This is a genomic window from Glutamicibacter sp. AGC84, from assembly GCF_053543575.1.
The window spans coordinates 1-22,565 of record NZ_JBLVOC010000001.1; the positions used below are offsets into that span (position 1 = coordinate 1).

A 22,565-nucleotide genomic window follows, 5' to 3' on the forward strand; every position below is an offset into this window, starting at 1 on the left:
GGACGTATCGACGTCCAAAAACGGCTCGGTCAAACTCTTGAGTCTCACCCCGCGCCGGCCTAGATCGCGGATCGTTTCAATGGCCATAAGTTCAGTGCTTGCCACACGATCCAGGGCACGAATAATCAATGTGTCCCCGGACCGCAAATGGTCCAGGCACGCCGTCCACTGCGGCCGCTCAATGACTCGGCTGGACTCGCCCCGGTCAACATAAACACGACCGCGCCAGGGGCGCGCAGCTCCGCCTCCTGCGACTGCGGGTTCTGCTCCCGCGTGCATATCGGGCGTAACCGATAACCTCGTTCACCGTCCCATCCCCTGATCCTTGCCGCGCGCAACACCACGCGGAATGTACGGCTTGGCAACACCAGTAGACGGCAAACCCTTTGCCCCTCGCCCAGGCGCATAAGCAATATTCGGGTTCCTCTCCCAGGCACGCTCCGCGCCAACCTCGGCACTTGCCGGGGCCGAAGTACGTTCAACTGCGTTCCTCGTAAAAACCGGCACCAACGACTCTGGATAAACCGGATAACTCCCAAGATCCGGGGCACTCATCGCTGAGGCGTTATCCGCCCAAGCAAAAACATCCTGGAACAAGTGCGCGTGGATCTGCTGCACATGCGCAGCATCAAACGTCTTATCTACCGACGCACTCCCTGTCATAGGCTCGAACTGCCGCGCCTGAACCGCCGCGTACTCAAACCTGCGCAGCTCCACAGGACCACGCAGACCTGCCTCATTACGCAGCGTGCCCTGATCCGGCTGCGGACACAGATACGACTCCCAGGAACTGAAATCAGCCGTGTCCTACCCCTCGGTATTTGCCGTCGCCCGACGCAAATACTCCACCCGGTCAATCACGCCCGTCACGAAGTTCACCAAGTTCTCCACGTCCGGGCGGTTCGGCATCCAGCCCTCGTGCCAGGAAGACGCAAGTGACTGCAACACCGCGTTACGCTGCCTAGGCTCCAACCCAGCAAACAACTCCGGCCACTGCTGCTCAACGTCTAAAACACGTTCCATCACACAAAACCCCTTACCAGACGCCTAGTAACAAATATATTAGATTTCCCAAAAACGTATTCTCAATTTCGGAAAATACTTTAAGGAACATGCCAAAAACGGATACAGCATTGAACTTGTACGAAAGCCGGGTACGTAGGAACGTCCTACGTCCTGAGACGATACGAAGAAAGTTCGAGAATGGGCACAACGAATACGCGCCCCATAGAAGACCCCACTGAGAAGAATCTCTTTGGGCTTGATTCGCACCTGTCATTTGAGGGTGAAATCGCACCGACATTCCGTAATCAGTCTGTTCCCCTTGAAGTTCGTGCTGCAAGTCTTTCCTGGGTCTTCAAAGCCACGGACCTCCCATGGAAAAATGAGCTGAACGACGAAATTCCTAAAGAGGGCGGGATTTATATGATTGCTAATCGCCCAGCCGAAGCAATGATCTATCACGGAAAAGCCAGCGGCTCCCAAGGACTGCATGGCCGTCTCAGCAATCAGCGCCGCTGGGCCAGACAACAGCGGGAACGAACGGCCAACGCCAAGACATATGAGGATTATTTCCACGAGTCTTTCGAAGTACCCGCCGTTCGGGCTATGGCCCACCCAGACAGTGAACTTTGGATTGCCGTGACTTCGAAGGCTTCTTGGAACGTTCCGCTCAACAATGGTCACTACATACCGGAAACGCCAGAGCATTGGGAGTTCCTCTACGCTTGGTCCCATCTCGTAGCGGGGCACCGATCGATCATCGGCGGTGGCGCATGGGAGGCAAAGCCCGGAACGATGAACTTCATCATGAATCAGGTGGCCTACACAAGATTCCACGACATGTGCATCAACGACCCAGATTTGCTGAACATAATTCCCAAAATGGTTCAATGATGGTTTTGAACCCGCCGGGTCCGGTACTTAGTTTCGGAAAATATAAAATATTGAAAACCCGACGATTGTAAGTTTTCGAAGTCCTCAGCACATCTGTCCATACCCGTCAGCACTGAACCGATCCGCCCGTAAGGGGATCCTTCTGCGGGTCACCGGACCGATATGACGAGGGGAAGATGCATATCATGTTGCTCTTCGGGAAGTCACAGCGCCATCCGCTAGAACCAGAATTTGTTCGTCAGACCCCGCGGTTTCAATTGCTTCGATGATGTGAACAGAAAACAACCTCCAACGTCCATCGTCCTCAGTATCATCCGTGGGGTCCCACAGCGGTACATCCTCGAAAGCTTGAACGTGATGGAGAATCTCGGAAGGAGAGTCCGCGAATTCAAAGTGCTGACCGCCAGCCTTAACAATGATGCACACATGTGTTCCATCAGTCCGTTCAAGGCTAGTGACAATCGCATAGCTCTTTAAGGCCTGGGTCAATCTTTCAAGGATAACTTCCAGATTTTCGCTCAACTCACTGTCTCCTTTGCTCTTGCCCTGATCTATTTGGAGGACAGTATCAGGAACCAATTGCGCAACGTTGAAGCATTGGAACCATACAATATGCCCATAGACTCGTAGAGTCTATGGGCATATGCCAATTCAAGGACTCAAACTAAGGCCCGATTACGTAGCCCTACGTGTCAGGGCTGAACGGTACCAACGCCTCACAGTAAATCCACCCCAACGAGTAGGGGGCAGCCCGAACAAACTGCAGTCACCAATCATCTACGTCAACAGGAGTTCAGCATGCAAACTACCGAAGCCGCGCAACGCTGGGCGACAACATGGGCCAACGCTTGGCCACTCAAGGACGTGGATGTCATTGTCCGGTTGCAAGCTGATGAGGGCGACCACTGGGCCTCGATGTTCAGACGATTAAGTGGGCCTAACGGTCTGCGCACTTATCTAGAGGAATGCTTCGCGGAGGAAACCCAACCGGCAGAAACATGGTTCAGCGAACCAATCGTCAACGGAAGTTCAGCTTCCGTCGAGTACTGGGTCGTCATGTTCATCAAGGACCAGCCAATGACCGTCTCGGGATGCACTGTGCTTTCATTCGACAATTCAGGCTTAGTAACAACGGCGCGAGACTACTCACACGTCAAAGACGGGCACCACTTGCGACCTGAGCTTCCGTTCGGAGCCTGACGTCATACTCTGTCCCGTTGGAGGTTACCACGCGAAGGTCCCTCTCAGATGACACCTAGGCCTACTGCTGAGTGCTATCCATGCTCCTGGCCAGCGCCCGGCGCAGGACGTAGCCAACCACCAGCGGAACGCCTGCCATCAGCGTGTATTGCAACCACAGCGGGTTGATCAACGCCGGCTCAACGAGGATGAATGCGGTGCAGACGGCAATGAAAAGCATCATGAGCGCGGTGAGTGCCACCGAAGTTGCACTCTCTTTGTGGGATTCTGGCCCGGTCTCGTGTAAGCCTGCAATGAAAAACCCAAACAGGAAAGTGGAAACCACGATCCCGAGGGCTGCTAGAAAGGTCATGAACTCCACGATTACCTGGCTCTCCCGCTTGGATGTGTGTTTACACTCATCAGATCGCTATCTTCGTTTGAGGTGAGCATAACAGGATCCCAAACCGAGGATTGTGTGAACGATAAAAAGCTCACCGAAACCTAGCGCGACGGAACTCGATGCGCTTTCTAGATCGTGCAGGGCTTGCCTGCTAAGCGTCAGTGCGGATTAGGCACCACACATGATCGAAATTCCTCGCGTCTAGATCTGTCCGGCGGATCCATACCTGAACCGGCCGCTCGTGGAACCAACCAGGTGTCGGGAAAGTCCTTGGATTGATCTCGAAAAGCAAAACATGTTCATCCGACGCATCCGTGAGCGGCAACAACGTGGCCAGCTGCCCGTTGTACTCCTCACGGATTTCACACGCGCTCCAGCCTGACATCCTGCTGATGCGTTCATCCGGGATGAAATCTGGATGCTCCGGGCGATGATCCGGAAGCTGAGCCTCGAACCTTAACAACCTGTTGTAGATCTCGAACTCGGTAAGCTCTACGAAATCCGCATAGAGATGAGCTTCTTCCTCGGATCTGAAATCGACACTGAACTGATCCTTGAGATTCATGAACCCGTCAATGTCCAGCGGCATCAACGGAATCGAGAGTATTGCATCACCAGAAGGTTCCATGAATGCGAAGGTTTCGACCTCGTCATTTTCGGGTACGAAGTACCGAATCGCCCAAGGCGGATTCAGAAGGTCTTCCACGTCTTCGGGTTCGCCCATGTTCTGCGTGTCGTGGAAGAACTGGATGATGCCTTCGTTCGGAAGACCCGTGGGGATGAATCCAGGATCTCCCACGTTCATGGATTCGTATCCGAGGTCGACTTGGGCAATATGCGTGAGCAGTGTCCCGTCGGAACTTCTCGGCCATTCCCGGCCATTCTCAAAGGGTTGACCGCCGAACCAGGAGGCCCCAAACCGTGTAGGTTCCTTATCCAGTTCCTTGCGCATTCTCTTTGGCTTTTTGAACTCCATGATGCCAAGTCCAAGAGAAACTTTGGGGTCAATCTGGATGCTGGGGAACTTCGACCGAACCGAAGACAGGTATTCCTCGGGGTCATGCAAGTACAGATAGGGATCCGGCAGTATTTCGGTCATAAGGACCTCGCAGTCAAGTATGGAATTACTTGTTGTGACTGTACCTACCCGACCTTGACTCCACAAAAACTCACAAGTTCCATACCCAAAAGTATGTGCATCTCGCTCACGGTAACGTGCAGTATGTAACTATGCTTCGCTGCTATGTTGAAGAAAAGAGTGGCCATGGCACTTTCGACATGTCTTAGCCTTCAATTTCGATCCTCATGCTTGCCCCGTACATGATTCCTCGTGAACCAGTGAAAGTGTGAAGGGCCGCTATCAATTCCGAGAATGCATATTGCTCACCACCAGTGAATCCACGTGGCATCCTAATCCCATTCAAGCTGGCAATGTCTTTTTCTGTAACCCGCCATTTAACGATCGCGCGGCCATTTTCATCAAAGTTCGGAAATTCAATACAGATCCCCCACGGCGTTATGTGAGCTTCATACCCATATTCATCCACCAAGTAGTCAACATAGTTTTGGCGCTTGGAAGTCTCCATAAGCCAACCCTAGTGCGAATGGGTAGACACAAAATAGCGCTGGCCTCGATGTTTAAAACTGTCGGACAGCGGCAAAAGGTTTAAAACTGTCGGACAGCGGCAAAAGTTTAGGGATGAAGCGTCATGCCGAAAGACGAGAGGCTTTCACTCTCACTACGTCTTCCCGGTGGAAGGCAGAGAATGCCGTGGCGGCAAACAGGATCGCCAGGACGTCCAAGACGATGATGACCAGTAGTGAACCTTGAGCCGCGCCCCACATCAATTTGCGTCCTCGAGCAGTTACCCTGGTTGAACCGCGGAGCCGGATTCCCTTCGGCGAATCGCTGCGCTATCCGCGTTCTGCCACAGTGCGTAGAACATAAAGAAGCAAATATTCATTGATAGCAGTACCAAAGCGACGATGGTCGCAAAAGCTTTCCGAATCGGAACTAGCATTCAAAACCTTCTAACAGTGCTTCGGCAGATATATTCTCGAGCCAAAAATACGCATGACTCGCAAGCAAGACATCGTCTATTGTCTGCACTGTTCGCGGAGCATCACGAAGAGAAAGGACCGCACTCGCGACATTCGATATCGCGGAGTTCAGGCTGGTCCTGTCCAACTCAACGCCGAGCAAAGCAAACAGAAAGTCGTGTGTCAGTTTGCGTAGCTCTTGCTTGGAAAGCATCTTCTGCGTCGAAAATTCCAGAGCGTGTTGCATCGACAAAGTCGCGTTTTCCACATCCGGATGCGGCAGACATTGTTGTCGAAGCCTGGACACCAGGAATTCATCGCGAGGAATTTCTCCCAGCATGATTACCCTACTAGTCGGTCTTGCTCCCTACGCCAGGAGGATAGTCAGTCACGGGCAAGCCCGGCATTCCATTAGTTGCATAAGTGAAGCAGTATCGAGCCTACAGCCCAACCCATTCGGAGCTGCCGGAAGAGAAGTGCTGCTTCTTCCAGATCGGGACCTCGGCCTTGATGCGTTCCACCAGGTTCTCAATGGCATCGAATGCTTCCTTGCGGTGGGCTGCTGCCGAAGCAGCGACCAGCGCGGCGTCGCCAATCTTCAGAGGACCCACGCGGTGCACAGCCGAGAGCTTCAGCCCGGTGCGTTCTTCTTCCTCGGCAATGATTTTCTCCAGGAAGTCCTGCGCCTGCGGGTGATGCGAGTAGTCCAGGGAGTTCACCGACTGCCCACCATCGTGGTTGCGAATGATTCCGTGGAAGAGCACCACTGCGCCTGCAGTATCGGACTGCACGGCATCGCGGACGGAAGCCTCGTCAATAGGTTCTTCAGTGATCAACGCATAGCTCATGAGCGGGCTCCTTCGGTGTGTGCATGATCGGCCAGCAGCTGCGGGGCCACTTCAGCCAGTGCGGGAAGCCCGCCTTCAAGGTAGTTTGTTCTGATGCCTCGCCCGGCGAGCAAGGCGGCCGCGCGTTGCGAGCGAGGACCGCGTGCGCAATAGACCGTTACCTGTGCCGGGATCTGCTTCAGATCTGCGCCGGCTTCAATAGCTGCTTCCAGCTCAGGAAGGGGCAGATGCAAGGAACCGGCGATGTGCTGTTGTGCGCGTTCGTCATCATTGCGCACATCCAACAAGACAGGAGCAGCGGAACCAGCCAGCGACTCGGCGAGCGCCTTGGCATCGATGCCTTGGACCTCGGGCAGAGAACCGGAGCAGAAGAGCACGTAGTCAATCAGCTCGGTGACTTCAGCGCCTCGGGGGTCTCTAGAGAATTCGAGGGTGCGGGTGCTAGCAGCCAGCGCATCGTAGATCAGCACCTTTCCCACCAGAGGGGCACCGATTCCGGCGATCAGTTTCAAGGCTTCGGTGGACAGCAGCGAACCGACGGTTCCGCACAATCCGGGCAGCACGCCCCCGGCGGCGCAATCCGGCACGGTGCCCGGGGCAGGCGGGACCGGGAACAGGTCGCGGTAACCCGGACCATGCTCATGCCAGGCCACGGAAACTTGTCCATGATGCTGCAGGATCGATCCCCAGATCAGCGGGATGCCCGTGAGCTGCGCGGCGTCATTGGACAGGTATCGGGTCGGGAAGTTGTCGCTGCCATCGATGACGAGGTCATAATTCGCAAAGATCTGAAGCGCGTTCGATGAATCCAGGCGCAGGTTGTGCTCGATGATCTTCACATTGGGGTCCAGCGCCGTGGCGGCCTGCGCCAAGGAAGCGGTCTTGGCCAGACCGATATTAGCGCTGGTGTGCGTGACCTGGCGGTGCAGGTTGGATAGCTCCACGACATCATCATCCACAATGCCGATGGTGCCTACTCCCGCTCCGACCAGATACGGGACGCTGGCGCTGCCTAGTCCGCCCGCACCGATAACCAGTACCCGGGCGGCAGCCAGCCTGCGCTGCGCAGTGTCATCAAATCCGGGCAACGAGAGTTGGCGTGCAGCTCGTGCAGCCTGTTCCCCGCTCAGTGGCGGCCCGGGGGTCACAAGCGCGGGAAAGTCGCGTTCGCTTTTCATCGTGCTCCTTATCGCCTAGGCGCGATAGCATGAAGTCATGTCGAAGATTACGATACGCTACTTCGCTGCCGCGGCGGCAGCAGCGGGCTGCGAGCAGGAGAGCTGGGAACGCCCCGATACACTCGCCGGGCTGCGTAGCGAACTGATCGATTCCTACGGACCTGACATGGCCCAGGTTTTGCGCGCCGGAAGTTTCCTGATCAACGGCGTGGTGCGCCGCGATGCCGGCGAGCTGGGCACGGCCGACGATCTGACCGTGGATGTCCTGCCGCCGTTCGCAGGCGGATAGTCCATGTCCTGCACTCTGGAAAGCCATCGCGCGGAACTTGAAGAGCTGCTGTCCCCGGTCTTCGCCTGCCTGGACAATGAAGTGCTACCCATCGATAGCCCTGAGGTCAGCGATCGAATCCTCAGCGAGGACCAGTACGCCATTTTGCCCATCCCTGCGTTCACCAATTCGCAGATGGATGGCTACGCTGCGCGCAGCGCGGATCTGGCAGCAGCCTCGCTCCGCTCCCCCATCTCTTTGCCGCTGGGTTTCACAGCTGCCGCCGGCGACCGGCAAATACCCTTGGCTGAAGGCACGGTCAGTCCGGTGATGACCGGTGCGATGATCCCGCTGGGTGCTGACACTGTCGTCCCCATCGAGGAAAGCGTCTCTGGCGCTTTCCCGGAATTGGTTCGTGCCGGCTTCGGCACCCCCAGCGGCCACGCGGAATTCTCGGCCCCCAGCGCCGTGGGCCGCTTCATCCGCCCCGCCGGTGTTGATCTCGAAACCGGCGCCTTGGTGGCCAAGGCCGGAACCCGGCTGACCCCGACCATGATTGCCGCACTGGTTTCCAGCGGGCTGCGGGAAGTACCGGTGCGCCGGGCCTTGAAGGTGGCCGTGTGCACTACAGGGGACGAGCTCAGCGATGGGCAGCGTTCCCAGGGCCAGATCCCGGATTCGAATTCCCCTATGCTCGCAGCCTGGCTGCGCCGCTACCAAGTGCAGGTGCGCACCTTGCAGCTGCCCGATGATCCGCAGCGCTTCACCCTGGCCATCGATGCCTTGCAGGAACAGGTTGACCTGATCGTGACCGTGGGCGGCATCAGCGCTGGAGCCTATGAGGTGGTCCGCCAAGCACTGTCGCCGCTAGGCGGGGTGTTCCATCATGTGGCCATCCAGCCCGGCGGCCCGCAAGGTTTCGCCCGACTGGCCAAGGCAGCGGTGCTGTGCTTCCCGGGCAACCCGGTCAGTGCCCTGCTATCGGCAGAACTGTTCCTGGCCCCGCTGCTGCGACAGCTCAATGCCCTGCCGGAGCCCTTGCCCAGGCACTACCCGCTGGCAGCCGATGCCAGTTCCCCCGAGCACAAGCACCAGGTGCGCCGAGCGCTGATCCGCGATGGCCAGGTCGCCATCCTGGATCCGGGATCCCACCTGGTCCACGATCTGGCCCGCGCCGATGCGCTGGTGCATATCCCGGTAGGCGTCAGCCAGTTGGCTGCCGGCCAAAGCATCGAAACTTGGAGCATGAATGTCTGAGAAACTCACACACCTGCGCGAAGACGGCAGCGCCCATATGGTCGATGTCAGCGACAAGGCCGTCACCAAGCGCGTGGCCACCGCAGAAGCCATCTTCGCCACCCGCCCGGATGTTGTCCCGATGCTGATGACCGGGCAGTTGCCCAAGGGCGAGGCGTTGGGCACCGCAAGGGTCGCTGGCATCATGGCGGCCAAGCGCACCTGGGAACTGATTCCGCTGTGCCACCCGCTGCCGATTTCCAAGGTGTCCATCGATTTCACCGCCGAGGAATCCGCGGTGCGCGTCACCGCCCAGGTCACCACCAAGGGCGTCACCGGGGTGGAGATGGAAGCGTTGACCGCGGCCAGCGTTGCGGCCCTGACCCTCTACGACATGGTCAAGGCGGTGGACAAGCACGCCGAGGTCCGCTCGGTGAAGGTTTTGGCCAAGTCTGGAGGCAAGAGCGGTGACTGGGTTCGTGGAGACTAGCCGCATGGCGGCCGTGGTGGTTGCTTCGACCAGCGCCGCAGCAGGCACCGCCGAAGACAAGACCGGCCCGCTGATCACCCGGTGGCTGTCCGAGCGCGGCTTTGAGACCGGCGAGCCGACGGTGGTGGCCGACGGACAGCCGGTGCGTTTTGCCGTGGATGACCTGCTGGCCAACGACGCGCAGGTCGTGATCGTGACCGGAGGGACCGGGGTCTCGCCCGATGACCAGTCCCCCGAAATGGTTGCCCCGCTGCTGGATGTCCAGCTGCCCGGAATCATCGAGGCCATCCGCCGGCGCGGAGAAGCCTCCACCGCGCTGTCCATCATTACCCGCGGGGTCGCAGGATTCTCCGGCAACAGCTTCGTCATCACGTTGCCCGGGTCCACCGGCGGAGTGAAAGACGGGCTGGCCGTCCTGGAACCGATCCTGGAGCACCTGCTGGTCCAGCGCAGCGGCGGCACCGGGCACGGACCGCGGTAAGTTCTCTAGCACCATCATTGATCAGAAAGGCCACCAGGTTGAGCATCGAACCCGGAATTTACCAGCACTTCAAGGGCCAGCGCTACGAGGTGCTGGCCCTGGGGAAGCACAGCGAAACCGAAGAGCCGCTGGTCTTCTACCGCAAGCTCTACGATGACTACAGCTTCTGGGCTCGGCCACTGGAGATGTTTGCGGAGCACGTTGAACGCGATGGCTATAACGGCCCGCGTTTCGCCAGGATCGCCTAGGGCAAGTTGCAGATTTCCCTGGACCTACTGCGAGTCGGCAACGTTATAGCGTTCCAAGGCTTCGGCAAAGGCCGAGATCTGCTCTTCGCTCCAGCCCTCCAGACGATCGGTTACCGCAGCGCGGTGCACGGCGGCGGAAGCCTGAAGCCGGTCGCGGCCCACGCCAGTCAGTTCCACTACGCGGCCGCGCCCGGATTCCGCATCGTCATAGGCGATATATCCCAAGTCCAGCAGCGTGCCTACCTGCCGGGAGACTGTTGAACGGTTCAGCGAAAACGCGTCGGCAATGTCGGTGGCCCGGGTTCCGGGAGTATCGGCAATGAAGCGCAGCAGGGAATGCTCCACGAGTGTCAGCGGCTCGGCCAGCTGGCGTGAGCGCGTATTGGCACGTCGGGTAATCATTTGCATGTGATGGAAGATCGATTGGATATCGGCTTCCCGCTGTTCCTTGCCCATGTTCCGAGTCTAGTACGCAGGGCTTTGCCGGGCACTCAATGTTGCATCATGCAACATTAAGCGTATTCTTTAATGCTGATGACTCTCACCGACAACGCCCCGCGCCAATCCCCCGCTTCCAAGCATGCCGTTAATCCGGCCAAGAAGAAGTCCCCCGCAGCCAAGCCGGCACCACTGGGCTGGGGAAAGCTCGTGTTGACCATGCTGATCCCGTTCTTCCTGTGCGCCATCATGGGATTGTTCTATCTGGGGGCCTTCCACGCGCCCAGTCCGCACAACGTGCAGGTGGCCGTGGTGGGCGATTCCGCGCAATCCAAGGTTTTCGCCCAGACCCTGCAGGATGGGTCCGACGGTGCATTGAATGTGCGCACCGTCGCCGATGCAGACCAGGCCCGGAAACTGGTAGAGCAGCGCGAGCTCGTGGCCGCCTACGAAACCAGCGGCGGCACGGCAACGCTTTACAGCTCTAGCGCCGCGTCGGAAACCTCGGCGAATATCGCCCAGAAAGTCTTCTTGGACGTGTCCTACGAACAAGGCCAGCCATTGCACATCGAAGATGTCGTGCCCACCGGCGAGCAGGACACCACCGGGCAGGGGCTGTTCTTCCTGCTGGTCGCCTTGAGCATTGGCGGCTACGCCAGCGCCGTGCCGCTGGCCGGGTTCATGAGCAAGGTCAAGCTGCCCGTGCGCTTCGCCATGGCGGCGGTTGCCGCAGCGGTGGTTGCCACGATCGCGGTGCTGATCGCGGGCCCGGTCTACCGGATCATCGAGGATCACTACGCGGGCATCTGGCTGATTTCCTGGGCATACGCCGCCGGCATCACCCTGCTGGGCCTGGGCCTGCATCCACTGCTGCGCCACTGGACCACCCCGACGCTGACCTTGTGCTTCGTCGCACTGAATTTCACCAGTTCCGGCGGGATCTTCCAGCCGCAAATGCAGCCGGGATTCTACGGTGCACTCAATACCTTCTGGAATGGCGCCGGATGGCTGCACGCAGTGCAGACCCTCGTCTACTTCCCCGGGCAGTCCATCGGCATGGATATCCTGCGGCTAATCCTCTGGCTGATCCCCGGCATCCTGCTGGTCATCCTGACCCACGCGTGGAGCGTGCGCAGAACCCGCGTAGCGAACGAGAATGCCTCGATCAAGGATGTCGAGGAGGCTGTCGCAGCCTAGTTGGCCGGCGAACCGATGCGGTCAGCCGCTCTTGCAAACCAGCAGCCACGAACGCGATCTGGACAGCGCATGCCACAATCCGTTTACCGCGTCGCCCATCACCTGAGTGCCGACGTCCTGGAATGATCCCATGCCGCCTTGGTAGAGCCTCATCGCCCGCTTGGCCGCCGCACGCAGTTGCTTGCGGGTCGCGACCTGCCCGAACAGCTCATCGAGCGACTGCGCCACAATCGCCCGCTGCGAATCGCCGTCGACTGCGGCCGCCTCGCGCAGTTGCGAGATAGCTTGGCGGATCCCGAGCAGGCACTGGTCAACTGTACGCATGCCCCAAGGCTAGCTGCTGCGCCACGGTGTTGCCCGGCAACCACGCAATAACGGGCTTTATGCGCAAACTGCCGACAGCCCGGGCATCGTGCTGCCGCCGCTATTGACCCAATGCGGCGTGCACGGCCGGCAGGACCTCGGTGGCCAGCAGCTCGATGGAACGCAAGGTCTGCGCCTGGGATAGCCCGCCAAGCCCGACTTGCGCAAGGAATCGCGTATGACCGAGGATCTCGTGCTCCCAGAGAATCTTGTCCACGATTTCGGCCGGGCTGCCAGCAAAGAGCGCTCCGCGCGGTGACGCCCACGCATCAAAGGAATCACGATCCACCTGCCCGGTACGCGGCATATTCTGCCCAATGTACGAGCTGTAATGCGGGTAGAAGTTATCACGAGCCCCTTGCGAGGTTTCCTCGACATAGAAGTGGGAGGTAATCCCGATCCGGCCGGGCTCCCGTCCGGCTTGCTGGGCGGCGCCGCGGTAGAGCTGGGTCAGCGGCCCGAAACGCTCGGGCGCACCGAGAATCGCCAGATACAGCGGCAAACCCAGTTTTCCGGCGCGCACTGCCGAGGCCGGGGTCCCGCCCACCGCCGCCCAGATAGGCAGCTCATCTTGGATTGGACGCGGCCACACCCCGGCGCCATCCAGTGCCGCGCGGGTGTTCCCGTTCCAGGTGACCGGGTTCTCCTCGCGGATCTTCAGCAGCAGATCCAGCTTCTCTTCGAAATACTCGTCGTAGCGATCCAGCGACTGGCCGAAGAGCGGGAAGGATTCCAGGTAGGCTCCGCGGCCGGCAGTGATTTCGGCTCGTCCGCCGCTGACCAGGTCCAGGGTGGAGAAATCTTCGAAGACCCGCACCGGGTCCGCGGAGGAGAGCACCGTGACGATGCTGGTCAGCTTGATATTCTTGGTCTGCGCCGCGGCGGCGGCGAGCACAACGGGCGGCGCGGACACGGCGAAGTCCTCGCAGTGGTGCTCGCCCACGCCGAAGACATCCAGTCCGGCTTCATCGGCGACTCGCGCCCATTGCAGGATGTCGCGCACCCGGGTGGCGGCATCTATGGGCCGGCCCTGGTCGTCGCGGGTCAGCTCCCCGAAGGTGAAGATCCCGATTTCAAAGGGTGCGCGCTGGCTCATGCCTTGCTTGCCGTCAGGGCGTCCAGCTGCGCGGCGATGTGGCTGCGCACGTCGGTCAGCTCATCCATGTTGATGCCGTGGGCCAACCCCGGGTAGGTGCGGGCGGTCAGGGTCGAATGCTCGGGCAGGAACTTGGTGGTGCGTTCAATGGCTACCGGGGCAATGACCCGGTCTTCGGTGCCACGGCCCCAGAACACTGCTGGACGCTGCGTGGCGATGATTTCGTCGGCTGGCTGGGTGCCGCCTAACACGAATCCGCCCAGGATCGTGGTGGCCAGCACCCGCTCGGGCCGGGTGCGCAGCAGCTGGCTGGCCATCAGCCCGCCCTGGGAGAAACCGACTGGAATGATCTTGGTGGCGGTGTCTACATTTGCATCGATCCAGGCCCAGATCGCCGCGGTGGCCGCTTGCACCGGCGCCGCGTCGGGGACGCCCGGAGTGGTGATCTGGAACCAGGCGGCTCCGCCGTGGCCCAATTCCAGCGGAGCGCGCAGCGAAGCCCAAGGCAGATCCAATCCCAGCGGTTCGGCGAGCGAGCCCAGGTCGTGTTCATTGGAACCGAAGCCATGCAGGAAGACCAACACGGCACCGGATTCCGGGGTGCTGCTCCAATTGGCGGAACGCACATCGCTCAACAGGTTGCTCATAGCAGGCCAACTCCTCATCAGTTGCCGGTGACGGTGCCCTGGGGAGGAATTGCGGATTTCGCTTCTCCCCGGCAAAATTCAATAGTTCAAGCATACTTCAATTTGTTGAAGATACAAGTAAATTCTGTCACTTAAATTCGTCATTCCGGCCGTCGCAAACTCCCGCCTAGGCCCATTCGGAATTACTGAAGCGTTCTACGCCGCGATCGAGCTCACCCCTCGCCAAGAGTCGCGAGGCAGAAGCACGAACCAGCTGGTCAACAAAGATAATCGCGGGCCGGAATCGACCCCAGCCCAATGCGAAAACTTGGGGATTTCCCTTGGTGGAATCACTGATTCCGGAGGCATCCCGTCCCACTTCACGCAAAAATTTGGCGACAGAATCCACGAATCTCAAACTCAGGATCACGGACCGGGGCATTCGTAAATTCCGCGCAACATGGTCATTAACGCTTGAGAACCACACTCTGGACCAGACTGCGGTTCTCAAGTTCACATTATATTATTCCGGATTCATAAACGGCGCTGAATCTTGTCGCCGTGATTTGAGAATTCACCGGTAGGAGCGAGTGATGATTATCCGATATTCATCGCCCAGGGCTTCCACGAGTTGCCGCCGGAGCACTTCAGCTTCGGCCCAGTGAACCGAACTTAGATCTTGCTCTGTCCAGCCAGCAACTTCGTCATACTTATCGATAAATCTTTGATTCCATTGAATCAAACGATTCGCAATGTCCTCGGGAACCATCGGAAGTGGATCACCGCTAAAATATCCTTGTTCATAGGGCATTTCAATTGGCAAAATGTTCGTCCACTGGGGAACGATCATGAGAGTTTTCGTCATGCGTTATCTCCTCACCTGCACGCCGGCTTAGAACTTGGATAAGACGTTATAACCAACTTGTTCGTTTTCGAAATAACGACGGTCGGGTTGAAAGTTACCTTTTTTGTACGTTTGGCATTCGTAAGCACAATCGGTGCGCTATAACAGAGCTTTCCGCCGCCCGCATTGCGAATCATCGCAGGATTTTTCAGAATGCTGCGCGTTGCGTAATCCATAAAATCATCCCAACGCCCATATCCTCCCACAGAACTAATACGCTTGGCCCACTCATATGCATGTCGAGACTTTATGTGCAAGTATCCAGAGGTGCTAGACGTTCCACACTTCAGATTAACTTTTCCGCCAGCAAACGCACTATAGCCCTTAGCTGTGTAAGAAGTTACATTCCAACCTCTATTACGAGAGACGTTACAATTGAAGCTGTCTATCGGGCCCAGTAGCGCTGGATTTGCTACCTGAAGTCCGCTTGGCGACTCTGCATCTGAAGCTGGCGGGAAAATCAGCGAACTGTGCTCGTTCAATTGTTCCACCGATATTTCCGTGATCGTCGAATCTGTCGTTACCACAGTGTTTAGCGGTTGCGCATTCGCAACGACCGTTGAAGACATTGCAAGTCCCACACCGGCGATGACTGCCAAAATCTGCCTAAACTTCACTTTGCCTTGTCCTTTGATAATCGATTTTTCTACTAACGCTGGTAATCATAACTCACTTGGATTATTGAAATCAGGTCTGGAAGAAATATTTTCAATTAGTTCGACAGCCGTAGGCAGCCGCACACCAGTAATTTGAGACTTGAATCTTGCATAAACTCGCAAAGGGCAAGTCCAAGCTCTTGAGCTTGCATGCGCCTGCCAGCCAACCGCTCACACGCGATGCTGTGTGTACCTTGTCTTTTCTGGGCACCACACGCGGCTGATACCCGCCGTCGTATTCTAGATCCGTTTCTTTCCTGTCAAGGACGGGTAACCATGCCCGCTTCGGTCAGCGCCTCCGCCATAGATCCACAGGCCCACCCCGGCGTCAAAGACTGGCAAACTGCCGACTCACTCTTTGTCGACCAATGGTGGGAATCTGCCTGGCCGCTGCCGGATTTTATTGCTGCGGGTGTCACTGCAGATGCAACGCCGGTGCACGCTTGCTGTTTTAACCAAGGTGAACAGGAAGTGCGCAACGCCCTGGACAGCGAGCGTTTCCGGGGTAAGCTGGCCATGCTGGACCAGTTGTCCTCCGTCACTCGGGCCTCAAAATCAGAACAGCGCCCGGCCGCCGGTGAGGCCGAAAGGCTGCTGAGCGCGTCGATCCGCTCCCTGGAAGACGCCCACCACGACTCCGGCGAGGCCGCCGCGGGAGCCGTCCGCGACGAGGCACTGCATCAGGAGCGCAAGGCGGCCAAGGCACTGATGCATCTGGCCGAGTCCCTGGCCTACGGAGGGCTTGATAGCGCCGGTGCGCTGCTGCGGCACGTGCGCAAGCTACAGAGAATCCTAGGCCGGCACCAGGACAGCGCGATGCTGCGAACTTACCCGGACTCGGTTGCCCAACGGGACGATTCCTCCCTCAAGCTGCTCAAGGCCTGTTGCAAGATGCTGGACGCCGAAGAAGCCATCTCCGCCGCCGTGGTCCGCGATTATTCCAAAGCCTGGCATGATGCCCAGCTCTCTGGCCTGGCCGCACATCGAGACTAGGTAGGCGAGCATGGAGATCCTTCCAGCCGGGATCCGCGCGAATCCCGTCAATAAGCGCTGACCCGCGCGGCTCGCTTCATGGCAAGCTGAAATCGAGCGCTGCTGAAGAGGTCAGCGGGCTATGAGAAGGGGCATCCCATGATTTTCAACCCGTCCAGGACCGCAGTGGTGTCCATCCACAACCAGGGGGACATCATCGGGCCCAACGGCGCCTTCGCGGAAATGTTCCACGAGCAGATCACCCGCCGGAACGTGGTGGGCCAACTGGCCGGGCTGCTGGAGGGGGCTCGCACGGCCGGGGCCAGCATCATCTACACCCGCATTGCCTTCGCCCCTGACTTCAGCGATCTGGTGCCCAATTCCCCGCTGCTGCAGATGGTGAAGCAGGCAGGCTGCCTGGTGGACGGCACCGAATCGGCGGCCATCATCCCGCCGCTGATCCCGAGCCCCGGCGATGCTGTCATCACCAACCAGCAGGTCGGCGGCTTAGGCACGGAACTGGCTGAATTGCTCCGATCCCGCAACATCGGCACCCTGCTGATCGCCGGGGTAGCCACCAATATCTCGGTGGAAAGCACGGCCCGGGCGGGTGTGGACCACGGCTACCGGGTGGTGATCGTGGAAGATGCGTGCTCGGCGGCCACCGAAGCGGCCCATGCAGCGAGCATCGAGTCACTCGGGCAGCTCGCCACGATCCTCACGTGCGACGAAATCCATTGGGATCCGGCCGTCGCGTGATCCCCTGCGTGCGCTAGCGGCTAGCGGCCAGCGCCTCGCGCACCTGCTGCGCGGCCTCGAAAAGCCGCGGCAGTACCGATTGGGCTGCCTCCTGCGCGCTGTCGCTGGTATTCGGATGCACGCTCATCGACACGTTCATCGCGGCGACCACGGTGCCATCGGCGCTGAATACCGGCACCGCCACCGAGCGCAGGCCGATCTCCAATTCCTGGTCCACCACCGCATAGCCCTGGGTACGGATCCGCTGAAGTTCAACGCGTAGCTGATCCGGGCCCTCGATCCCCAGCCCGGTCATTGAATGCACGCCGGCGGCGATCACCGCCTCGCTGATTTCTTCGGGCTGGTAGGCCAGCAGCACCCGGCCCATGGAAGTGTTGGCCGCCGGGAAGCGGGTGCCCACCGAAATGCCCACGCGCATGATCGAACGGGTATGCACCCGGGCGATGTAAACGATCTGCGATCCGTCCAGGATGGAAGCGGAGGCCGATTCATGCACAGCAGCCGAGAGTTCCTCGAGCACCGGTTCGATCAGCTGCGGCAAGGTGGCGCTGGACAGGTACGAGTACCCCAGCTGCAGGACCTTGCTGGTCAGCTCGAAATGCTTGCCGTCGGTGCGCACATAGCCCAGCTCCACCAGGGTCAGCAGGAACCGCCGGGCGGTGGCCCGGGACAGGGCAGTGCGTGCGGCGACCTCGGAGAGGGTCATTGACGCGTGATCGGCATCGAAGCTGCTGATGACCGCCAAGCCGCGGGCCAGGGACTGGACCGATGTGGTTGTTGCTGCCTGCTCGCTCACCGTGCTCCTTGCGCGCTGGAAATGATTGCGGGGTGCACTTCCGGGACTCGGATGCGCACCCCCACTAATCTACTGGGTCTTCTAGGCCTGGGTCAGTTCCACCGGGACCTTGGCGGCCAGCTCCTCGAAGCTGATGCCATGGGTGGAGCGCACGAAGACCTTGGCATCACGCAGCTCGAAGACGGCCACTTCGGTGTAGATCCGCGAGACGCAACCCAGCCCGGTGACCGGATAGCTCAGCGTTTCAACCAGCTTGGATTCCCCGGCCTTGGTGAACAAGCTCATCATCACCCAGGTCGCCTTCGCGCCGATGGCCAGGTCCATGGCGCCGCCCACGGCAGGAATGGCGCCTTCGGCACCGGTGTGCCAGTTGGCCAAATCGCCATCCTTGGAGATCTGGAAGGCGCCGAGCACGCACACATCCAGGTGGCCGCCGCGCATCATCGCGAAGGAATCCGCGTGGTGGAAGAAGGAGGCCCCGGGCAGCTGCGTGACCGGGATCTTGCCTGCATTGATCAGATCCGGGTCGATGTCCTCGCCGGTGGCCACCGGGCCCATGCCCAGCATGCCGTTCTCGGTGTGCAGGGTGACGCCCTGCTCCTTGGTGAGATAGTTCGAGACGTTGGTCGGCTGGCCGATGCCCAGGTTCACGAAGGCTCCGGCCGGAATGTCGGCGGCAACGAGCTGCGCCATTTCATCGCGGGTGAGCTTTGCTTCGGTGGTGGTCATTGCGCTCATTACTTCTGTCCTCCCAGTGCCACCACGGTATCCACGAAGATGCCCGGGGTGATGACGTTTTCCGGATCGATGGCGCCGGGCTGGACGACCTCATCCACCTGCACGATGGCCGCCTTGGCCGCGGTGGCCATGATCGGGCCGAAGTTCCGCGCGGTCTTGCGGTACACCAGGTTGCCCAGCGTGTCGGCCTTCAGCGCCTTGATCAGCGCGAAATCGGCGTGGATCGGGGTTTCCAGCACATAGCCCTTGCCATCGATCACGCGGGTTTCCTTGCCCTCGGCCAGCAGCGTGCCGTAGCCGGTGGGGGTGAAGAACCCGCCGATGCCGGCGCCGGCGGCGCGGATGCGCTCGGCCAGGTTGCCCTGCGGAACCAGCTCCAGCTCGATTTCCCCGGCCCGGTAGGCCTCATCGAAGTGCCATGAGTCGGACTGGCGCGGGAAGGAGCAGATGATCTTCTTGACCCGGCGTTCCTTGATCAGCAGGGCCAGGCCGGCGTCGGCCTGCCCGGCGTTGTTGTTCACGACCGTCAGGTCCTTCGCGCCGCAGTCCATGAGCGCGTCGATCAGTTCCATCGGCTGGCCGGCGTTGCCGAAGCCGCCGATCAGGACGGTGGCGCCGTCGGTGATCTCGGCGACGGCGTCCGCGGCCGAGGTGGCAATGCGTGGTGCCATGATGCTGCCTTTCTAGAAGCTACTTGGTTGCGTTCACGTTTTCGACGACGACAGCCAGGCCCTGGCCGACGCCGATGCAGATCGCGGCAAGCCCGTAGCGCTCGCCGGATTCTGCCAGGCGGCGGGCGACGGTGCCCAGGATGCGCAGGCCCGAGGCTCCCAGCGGGTGGCCGATGGAGATAGCCCCGCCCCAGGCATTGACGATAGCCGGGTCGATGTCCCAGGCCCGGATGCAGGCCAGCGACTGGGCCGCGAATGCCTCGTTCAGCTCGACCGCGGCAATATCCGACCACTTCAGGCCGGCCTTGGCCAGAGCCTTGTTGGCGGATTCCACCGGGGCGAAGCCGAAGAACTGCGGATCCAGCGCGGCAGCGCCGTTGGAGACGATGCGGGCGATCGGGGCTGCGCCCAGCAATTCGCCGCCGCGCTCGGAACCGATGAAGGCCGCCGAGGCGCCGTCGCTCATCGGCGAGGCGTTGCCCGCGGTCACCGTGGCATTCTCCCCGGTGCGGAATACGGTGCGCAGCTTGGAGAGGGTCTGGGCAGTGGAATCGGCACGAATGGTTTCGTCGCGGGTGACTTCGGTGCCGCGCTTGTTCGCCGGCGGAACCGAAACTACCAAGTTGTCGTACTTGCCGGCCTCCCAGGCGGCCGCGGCCTGCTGGTGCGATGCCGCGGAGAATTCATCCTGGTCTTCGCGTGAGATGCCGTGCTTCTCGCGCAGCTGCTCGGTGGCCTCGCCCAGCGATACCGTCCATTCCCCGGGCATGGCCGGGTTGACCAGGCGCCAGCCCAGGGTGGTGTTGGCCAGTTCCAGATTGCTCATCGGGAAAGGACGCTCGGTCTTGGGAAGCACCCATGGAGCACGGCTCATCGATTCGACGCCGCCAACAAGGACCAGGTCCGCGTCGCCGGTGGCGATCTGGCGGGAAGCCGCGATCGATGCATCCAGCGAGGAGCCGCACAGGCGGTTCATCGTGGTGCCCGGCAGCGAGGTGGGCAGCCCGGCGAGCAGGGTGGCCATGCGGGCCACATTGCGGTTTTCCTCGCCGGCGCCGTTGGCGTTGCCGAAGATCGACTCGTCGATATCCGCGACATCCAGCTGCGGCGCCCGTGCGACCAGCTCGCGCACCACGTGGGCGGCCAGGTCATCGGGGCGGTGGCTGGACAGCGCGCCGCCGATCTTGCCGAAGGGGGTGCGGATTGCGTCGTATAGGTAGGCCTGCTGCATCGTCTCACTGCTCCATCGCTGCGGTATGTTCACATCGTGAACTTATGTTCGTACAATGAACTTTAGCAGTTGATATCCGTACCTTCAATAGATTTCCGTTGCGGTCCGCCCGGTTCCCTGCACAAAAATTCCCCGGCTGCCGAAGCAGCCAGGGCATTCTCCAAGTCACATATTGCTATTGCGCGTTAATCGCGACATTCAGCGGCTGCCATCCGGAAGACTCGTCGAACGCTGGATCCTGCACAACTAGAGAGCAAATGGATCCAATGAAGTTTCCATCCTCGTCATAAGCGATCTCATCCCAATTTTCTTCAAAATCCATGCAGGAAACCGGCTCAATTTCGCTGGTCGCCTTTCCATCTGCACCGAGGACTTGGCCAGCGGCTCGCTCTATTCCAAAGCTGGCAAACACAACCTTGGGCTCGCCCGGCGATGCTTGATACTTGTCCAGGGTGCTCATGGTTTCAATAACCCTGAATTCGCCTTCGTCAATACTTCCGCCATTGGCATAGGCCTGGTCGGTCTGGGCGATTAGCTCCTGGCACAAGGTGCAGTCCGCTGCCGAGAAGCCCTTGAGTGCGGCGGTGTCACCGCTCGCCACCGCATAGTTCAGCAGCTGCACCCAGTACTCCATGGCACCTTGCAGCCCTTCCTCGGATTTCTCACTGAGGACCGCCGGGCGCTGCGGAACTTCGGCATCTTGCTCCGGGGATCTCGGCGTGGGCGACACCGTGCCAGCAGAAGGATCACCGGCCCCTCCCTGGGATGCACTGACGCAACCGCTGGCTGCCAGCGTCAATGCAGCCATCAAAGCTGCAAGCTTTACTTGATGATTTCGAACCATTGCCGCCGCCTTCTTGGAGTTTTTCCGCGTTCGAAAACGACATTACATCAAGCATTTCGATAATACGACCGCTATTCAAATAACGTTTTGGCTACTATCTTCAATGATAATCGCTGGAAAAATTCCACGTTAACTCTGGATGAACAAGGGAAATTCGGCGCGATAGCGAACCCCGCTTGCACTAAAGCACATAGCCGCTCACCTGGATGCAGGAGAAAGGAAGCAGCCACTGCCCTAAAATAGTTCCATGGCCAATTCGCCCAGTGGGGACTCCATGCTGGACCGCTTGGTTCGGATCCTGAATTCTTTTGATCTCAACAATCAGTCGCTTAGCGTCAGCAGCCTGGCCCGGCGTGCCGATATCCCCAAAGCAACGATGTACAGGTTGCTCGATGAATTGGTATCCCATGACTTGCTGGCACGAGACGGGTCTGGCCAGGTGCGGCTGGGTTTGCGCCTTTGGGAATTAGCCAATCGAAGCGCTGCCACCCAGGACCTTCGCACCGCGGCATTGCCGTTCATGGAGGACATCAACCAGCTGCTGGGGCAAAATACCCAGCTCTCGGTACTGCACCAGGATGAGGTGCTGATCATCGAGCGTCTCTCGCGGCCCGGCTCTGTTGTCAATCAGGCGAATGTCGCCGGACGCATGCCTGTGCACCGAACCTCGATGGGCATGGCACTTTTGGCCTTTTCGCGGCCGGAAACCATTCACGGGTTCCTGGAACGCCACCACGAACTGATGACCGCCACCCATCCTGAACTCCGCGCAGAAATGGCGGAAATCCGTCGCAACGGATTCGCCTCGTTCGACGGATTCATCGACCCGGAAACCACCGGTGCCGCCGCCCCGATCCTCGACGAGGCGGGCTATCAGGTTGCCGTAATCTCGGTGGTTGTTCCCCGCGACTCCGGAACACTGCAGTCCGCAGCTCTGGCGCTACGCACCGCAGCCCGGGGCATTTCCCGTGCACTGCGCATCGACAACATCTAGCAACCAGAAATAG

At 59.5% G+C, this 22,565-nt stretch carries 31 protein-coding genes; 11 read left to right on the top strand and 20 right to left on the bottom strand.

Annotated features, from left to right (window positions below):
* Both ACNPN0_RS00005 and ACNPN0_RS00010 read right to left on the bottom strand, forming a co-directional pair.
* On the bottom strand, positions 1–279 hold a 279-nt coding region (locus ACNPN0_RS00005; protein ID WP_448938817.1), incomplete at its 3' end, for a recombinase family protein.
* A 528-nt stretch (positions 280–807) separates the two neighbouring features.
* The gene (locus tag ACNPN0_RS00010) at positions 808–1,023 is read right to left on the bottom strand and encodes an antitoxin VbhA family protein (RefSeq protein WP_448937438.1); all 216 of its coding nucleotides are present in this window, start codon (positions 1,021–1,023) and stop codon (positions 808–810) included.
* Positions 1,024–1,203: 180 nt separating this feature from the next.
* On the opposite strand from ACNPN0_RS00010, the gene ACNPN0_RS00015 reads away from it, so the two are divergent.
* Positions 1,204–1,896, top strand: a complete 693-nt coding sequence (locus ACNPN0_RS00015) for a hypothetical protein (RefSeq protein WP_448937399.1) — start codon at positions 1,204–1,206, stop codon at positions 1,894–1,896.
* A gap of 183 nt (positions 1,897–2,079) precedes the next feature.
* Here the strand turns inward: ACNPN0_RS00015 and ACNPN0_RS00020 are convergent, their stop codons facing one another.
* Positions 2,080–2,418 (bottom strand): hypothetical protein, encoded by a 339-nt coding sequence (locus ACNPN0_RS00020; RefSeq protein WP_448937398.1) that lies wholly within the window; start codon positions 2,416–2,418, stop codon positions 2,080–2,082.
* A gap of 276 nt (positions 2,419–2,694) precedes the next feature.
* On the opposite strand from ACNPN0_RS00020, the gene ACNPN0_RS00025 reads away from it, so the two are divergent.
* Positions 2,695–3,096, top strand: coding sequence for a nuclear transport factor 2 family protein (locus ACNPN0_RS00025; protein ID WP_448937397.1), 402 nt, complete (start codon positions 2,695–2,697; stop codon positions 3,094–3,096).
* 61 nt (positions 3,097–3,157) lie between these two features.
* On the opposite strand, the gene ACNPN0_RS00030 is transcribed toward ACNPN0_RS00025, so the two are convergent.
* From ACNPN0_RS00030 to ACNPN0_RS00055, 6 genes are all read right to left on the bottom strand, one after another.
* Positions 3,158–3,457, bottom strand: coding sequence for a hypothetical protein (locus ACNPN0_RS00030; protein ID WP_448937396.1), 300 nt, complete (start codon positions 3,455–3,457; stop codon positions 3,158–3,160).
* 172 nt (positions 3,458–3,629) lie between these two features.
* A complete protein-coding gene (locus tag ACNPN0_RS00035; RefSeq protein WP_448937395.1) occupies positions 3,630–4,577 on the bottom strand; it encodes a DUF1963 domain-containing protein in 948 nt (315 codons plus the stop codon).
* A 184-nt stretch (positions 4,578–4,761) separates the two neighbouring features.
* On the bottom strand, positions 4,762–5,064 hold the full coding sequence (locus ACNPN0_RS00040) for a hypothetical protein (RefSeq protein ID WP_448937394.1): 303 nt from the start codon (positions 5,062–5,064) through the stop codon (positions 4,762–4,764).
* A gap of 428 nt (positions 5,065–5,492) precedes the next feature.
* Entirely contained in the window at positions 5,493–5,858 is a 366-nt protein-coding gene (locus tag ACNPN0_RS00045; protein ID WP_448937393.1) for a hypothetical protein, read from the bottom strand.
* Between the two features lie 100 nt (positions 5,859–5,958).
* A complete protein-coding gene (locus ACNPN0_RS00050) occupies positions 5,959–6,366 on the bottom strand; it encodes a molybdenum cofactor biosynthesis protein MoaE (RefSeq protein ID WP_448937392.1) in 408 nt (135 codons plus the stop codon).
* On the bottom strand, positions 6,363–7,544 hold the full coding sequence (locus ACNPN0_RS00055) for a ThiF family adenylyltransferase (protein ID WP_448937391.1): 1,182 nt from the start codon (positions 7,542–7,544) through the stop codon (positions 6,363–6,365). The genes ACNPN0_RS00050 and ACNPN0_RS00055 overlap by 4 nt, the downstream gene beginning before the upstream one ends.
* 37 nt (positions 7,545–7,581) lie before the next feature.
* On the opposite strand from ACNPN0_RS00055, the gene ACNPN0_RS00060 reads away from it, so the two are divergent.
* The 5 genes from ACNPN0_RS00060 to ACNPN0_RS00080 are packed head-to-tail and all read left to right on the top strand — an operon-like array spanning position 7,582 to position 10,267.
* The gene (locus ACNPN0_RS00060; protein ID WP_448937390.1) at positions 7,582–7,833 is read left to right on the top strand and encodes a MoaD/ThiS family protein; all 252 of its coding nucleotides are present in this window, start codon (positions 7,582–7,584) and stop codon (positions 7,831–7,833) included.
* Positions 7,834–7,836: 3 nt separating this feature from the next.
* A complete protein-coding gene (locus ACNPN0_RS00065; RefSeq protein WP_448937389.1) occupies positions 7,837–9,069 on the top strand; it encodes a molybdopterin molybdotransferase MoeA in 1,233 nt (410 codons plus the stop codon).
* Positions 9,062–9,538, top strand: coding sequence for a cyclic pyranopterin monophosphate synthase MoaC (gene moaC / locus ACNPN0_RS00070; RefSeq protein ID WP_332487502.1), 477 nt, complete (start codon positions 9,062–9,064; stop codon positions 9,536–9,538). The genes ACNPN0_RS00065 and moaC overlap by 8 nt, the downstream gene beginning before the upstream one ends.
* The gene (locus ACNPN0_RS00075) at positions 9,528–10,019 is read left to right on the top strand and encodes a MogA/MoaB family molybdenum cofactor biosynthesis protein (RefSeq protein WP_448937388.1); all 492 of its coding nucleotides are present in this window, start codon (positions 9,528–9,530) and stop codon (positions 10,017–10,019) included. Before moaC ends, ACNPN0_RS00075 begins: the two co-directional genes overlap by 11 nt.
* A gap of 38 nt (positions 10,020–10,057) precedes the next feature.
* Positions 10,058–10,267, top strand: a complete 210-nt coding sequence (locus tag ACNPN0_RS00080; protein WP_448937387.1) for a DUF1653 domain-containing protein — start codon at positions 10,058–10,060, stop codon at positions 10,265–10,267.
* A gap of 24 nt (positions 10,268–10,291) precedes the next feature.
* Here ACNPN0_RS00080 and ACNPN0_RS00085 read toward each other — a convergent pair whose 3' ends face one another.
* Positions 10,292–10,723 (bottom strand): MarR family winged helix-turn-helix transcriptional regulator, encoded by a 432-nt coding sequence (locus ACNPN0_RS00085; protein WP_448937386.1) that lies wholly within the window; start codon positions 10,721–10,723, stop codon positions 10,292–10,294.
* A 78-nt stretch (positions 10,724–10,801) separates the two neighbouring features.
* On the opposite strand from ACNPN0_RS00085, the gene ACNPN0_RS00090 reads away from it, so the two are divergent.
* Positions 10,802–11,902 (top strand): hypothetical protein, encoded by a 1,101-nt coding sequence (locus ACNPN0_RS00090; protein ID WP_448937385.1) that lies wholly within the window; start codon positions 10,802–10,804, stop codon positions 11,900–11,902.
* Between the two features lie 21 nt (positions 11,903–11,923).
* Here the strand turns inward: ACNPN0_RS00090 and ACNPN0_RS00095 are convergent, their stop codons facing one another.
* The 5 genes from ACNPN0_RS00095 to ACNPN0_RS00115 all read right to left on the bottom strand — a co-directional run bounded on the left by ACNPN0_RS00095 (position 11,924) and on the right by ACNPN0_RS00115 (position 15,508).
* Positions 11,924–12,226, bottom strand: a complete 303-nt coding sequence (locus ACNPN0_RS00095; RefSeq protein ID WP_448937384.1) for a hypothetical protein — start codon at positions 12,224–12,226, stop codon at positions 11,924–11,926.
* A 100-nt stretch (positions 12,227–12,326) separates the two neighbouring features.
* A complete protein-coding gene (locus tag ACNPN0_RS00100; protein WP_448937383.1) occupies positions 12,327–13,361 on the bottom strand; it encodes an LLM class flavin-dependent oxidoreductase in 1,035 nt (344 codons plus the stop codon).
* Positions 13,358–14,008 carry an alpha/beta hydrolase gene (locus tag ACNPN0_RS00105; protein ID WP_448937382.1) on the bottom strand — a complete coding sequence of 217 codons (651 nt, stop codon included), beginning with the start codon at positions 14,006–14,008 and terminating at the stop codon, positions 13,358–13,360. The genes ACNPN0_RS00100 and ACNPN0_RS00105 overlap by 4 nt, the downstream gene beginning before the upstream one ends.
* 553 nt (positions 14,009–14,561) lie before the next feature.
* Positions 14,562–14,852, bottom strand: a complete 291-nt coding sequence (locus ACNPN0_RS00110) for a hypothetical protein (RefSeq protein WP_448937381.1) — start codon at positions 14,850–14,852, stop codon at positions 14,562–14,564.
* 11 nt (positions 14,853–14,863) lie between these two features.
* Positions 14,864–15,508: a hypothetical protein gene (locus tag ACNPN0_RS00115; protein ID WP_448937380.1), complete on the bottom strand. Its 645-nt coding sequence runs from the start codon at positions 15,506–15,508 to the stop codon at positions 14,864–14,866.
* Between the two features lie 510 nt (positions 15,509–16,018).
* Here ACNPN0_RS00115 and ACNPN0_RS00120 point away from each other — a divergent pair.
* Both ACNPN0_RS00120 and ACNPN0_RS00125 read left to right on the top strand, forming a co-directional pair.
* The gene (locus tag ACNPN0_RS00120; protein ID WP_448938818.1) at positions 16,019–16,540 is read left to right on the top strand and encodes a CHAD domain-containing protein; all 522 of its coding nucleotides are present in this window, start codon (positions 16,019–16,021) and stop codon (positions 16,538–16,540) included.
* 138 nt (positions 16,541–16,678) lie between these two features.
* Entirely contained in the window at positions 16,679–17,278 is a 600-nt protein-coding gene (locus ACNPN0_RS00125) for a cysteine hydrolase family protein (RefSeq protein WP_448937378.1), read from the top strand.
* A 13-nt stretch (positions 17,279–17,291) separates the two neighbouring features.
* Here ACNPN0_RS00125 and ACNPN0_RS00130 read toward each other — a convergent pair whose 3' ends face one another.
* The 5 genes from ACNPN0_RS00130 to ACNPN0_RS00150 all read right to left on the bottom strand — a co-directional run bounded on the left by ACNPN0_RS00130 (position 17,292) and on the right by ACNPN0_RS00150 (position 21,522).
* The gene (locus tag ACNPN0_RS00130) at positions 17,292–18,074 is read right to left on the bottom strand and encodes an IclR family transcriptional regulator domain-containing protein (protein WP_448937377.1); all 783 of its coding nucleotides are present in this window, start codon (positions 18,072–18,074) and stop codon (positions 17,292–17,294) included.
* Between the two features lie 81 nt (positions 18,075–18,155).
* The gene (locus ACNPN0_RS00135) at positions 18,156–18,812 is read right to left on the bottom strand and encodes a 3-oxoacid CoA-transferase subunit B (RefSeq protein WP_105658562.1); all 657 of its coding nucleotides are present in this window, start codon (positions 18,810–18,812) and stop codon (positions 18,156–18,158) included.
* Positions 18,812–19,483 carry a 3-oxoacid CoA-transferase subunit A gene (locus tag ACNPN0_RS00140; protein WP_448937376.1) on the bottom strand — a complete coding sequence of 224 codons (672 nt, stop codon included), beginning with the start codon at positions 19,481–19,483 and terminating at the stop codon, positions 18,812–18,814. The genes ACNPN0_RS00135 and ACNPN0_RS00140 overlap by 1 nt, the downstream gene beginning before the upstream one ends.
* A gap of 19 nt (positions 19,484–19,502) precedes the next feature.
* A complete protein-coding gene (locus tag ACNPN0_RS00145; protein ID WP_448937375.1) occupies positions 19,503–20,714 on the bottom strand; it encodes a thiolase family protein in 1,212 nt (403 codons plus the stop codon).
* A 175-nt stretch (positions 20,715–20,889) separates the two neighbouring features.
* Positions 20,890–21,522: a DUF6318 family protein gene (locus ACNPN0_RS00150; protein ID WP_448937437.1), complete on the bottom strand. Its 633-nt coding sequence runs from the start codon at positions 21,520–21,522 to the stop codon at positions 20,890–20,892.
* 283 nt (positions 21,523–21,805) lie between these two features.
* On the opposite strand from ACNPN0_RS00150, the gene ACNPN0_RS00155 reads away from it, so the two are divergent.
* A complete protein-coding gene (locus tag ACNPN0_RS00155) occupies positions 21,806–22,552 on the top strand; it encodes an IclR family transcriptional regulator (RefSeq protein ID WP_448937374.1) in 747 nt (248 codons plus the stop codon).
* Positions 22,553–22,565 lie beyond the last annotated feature (13 nt).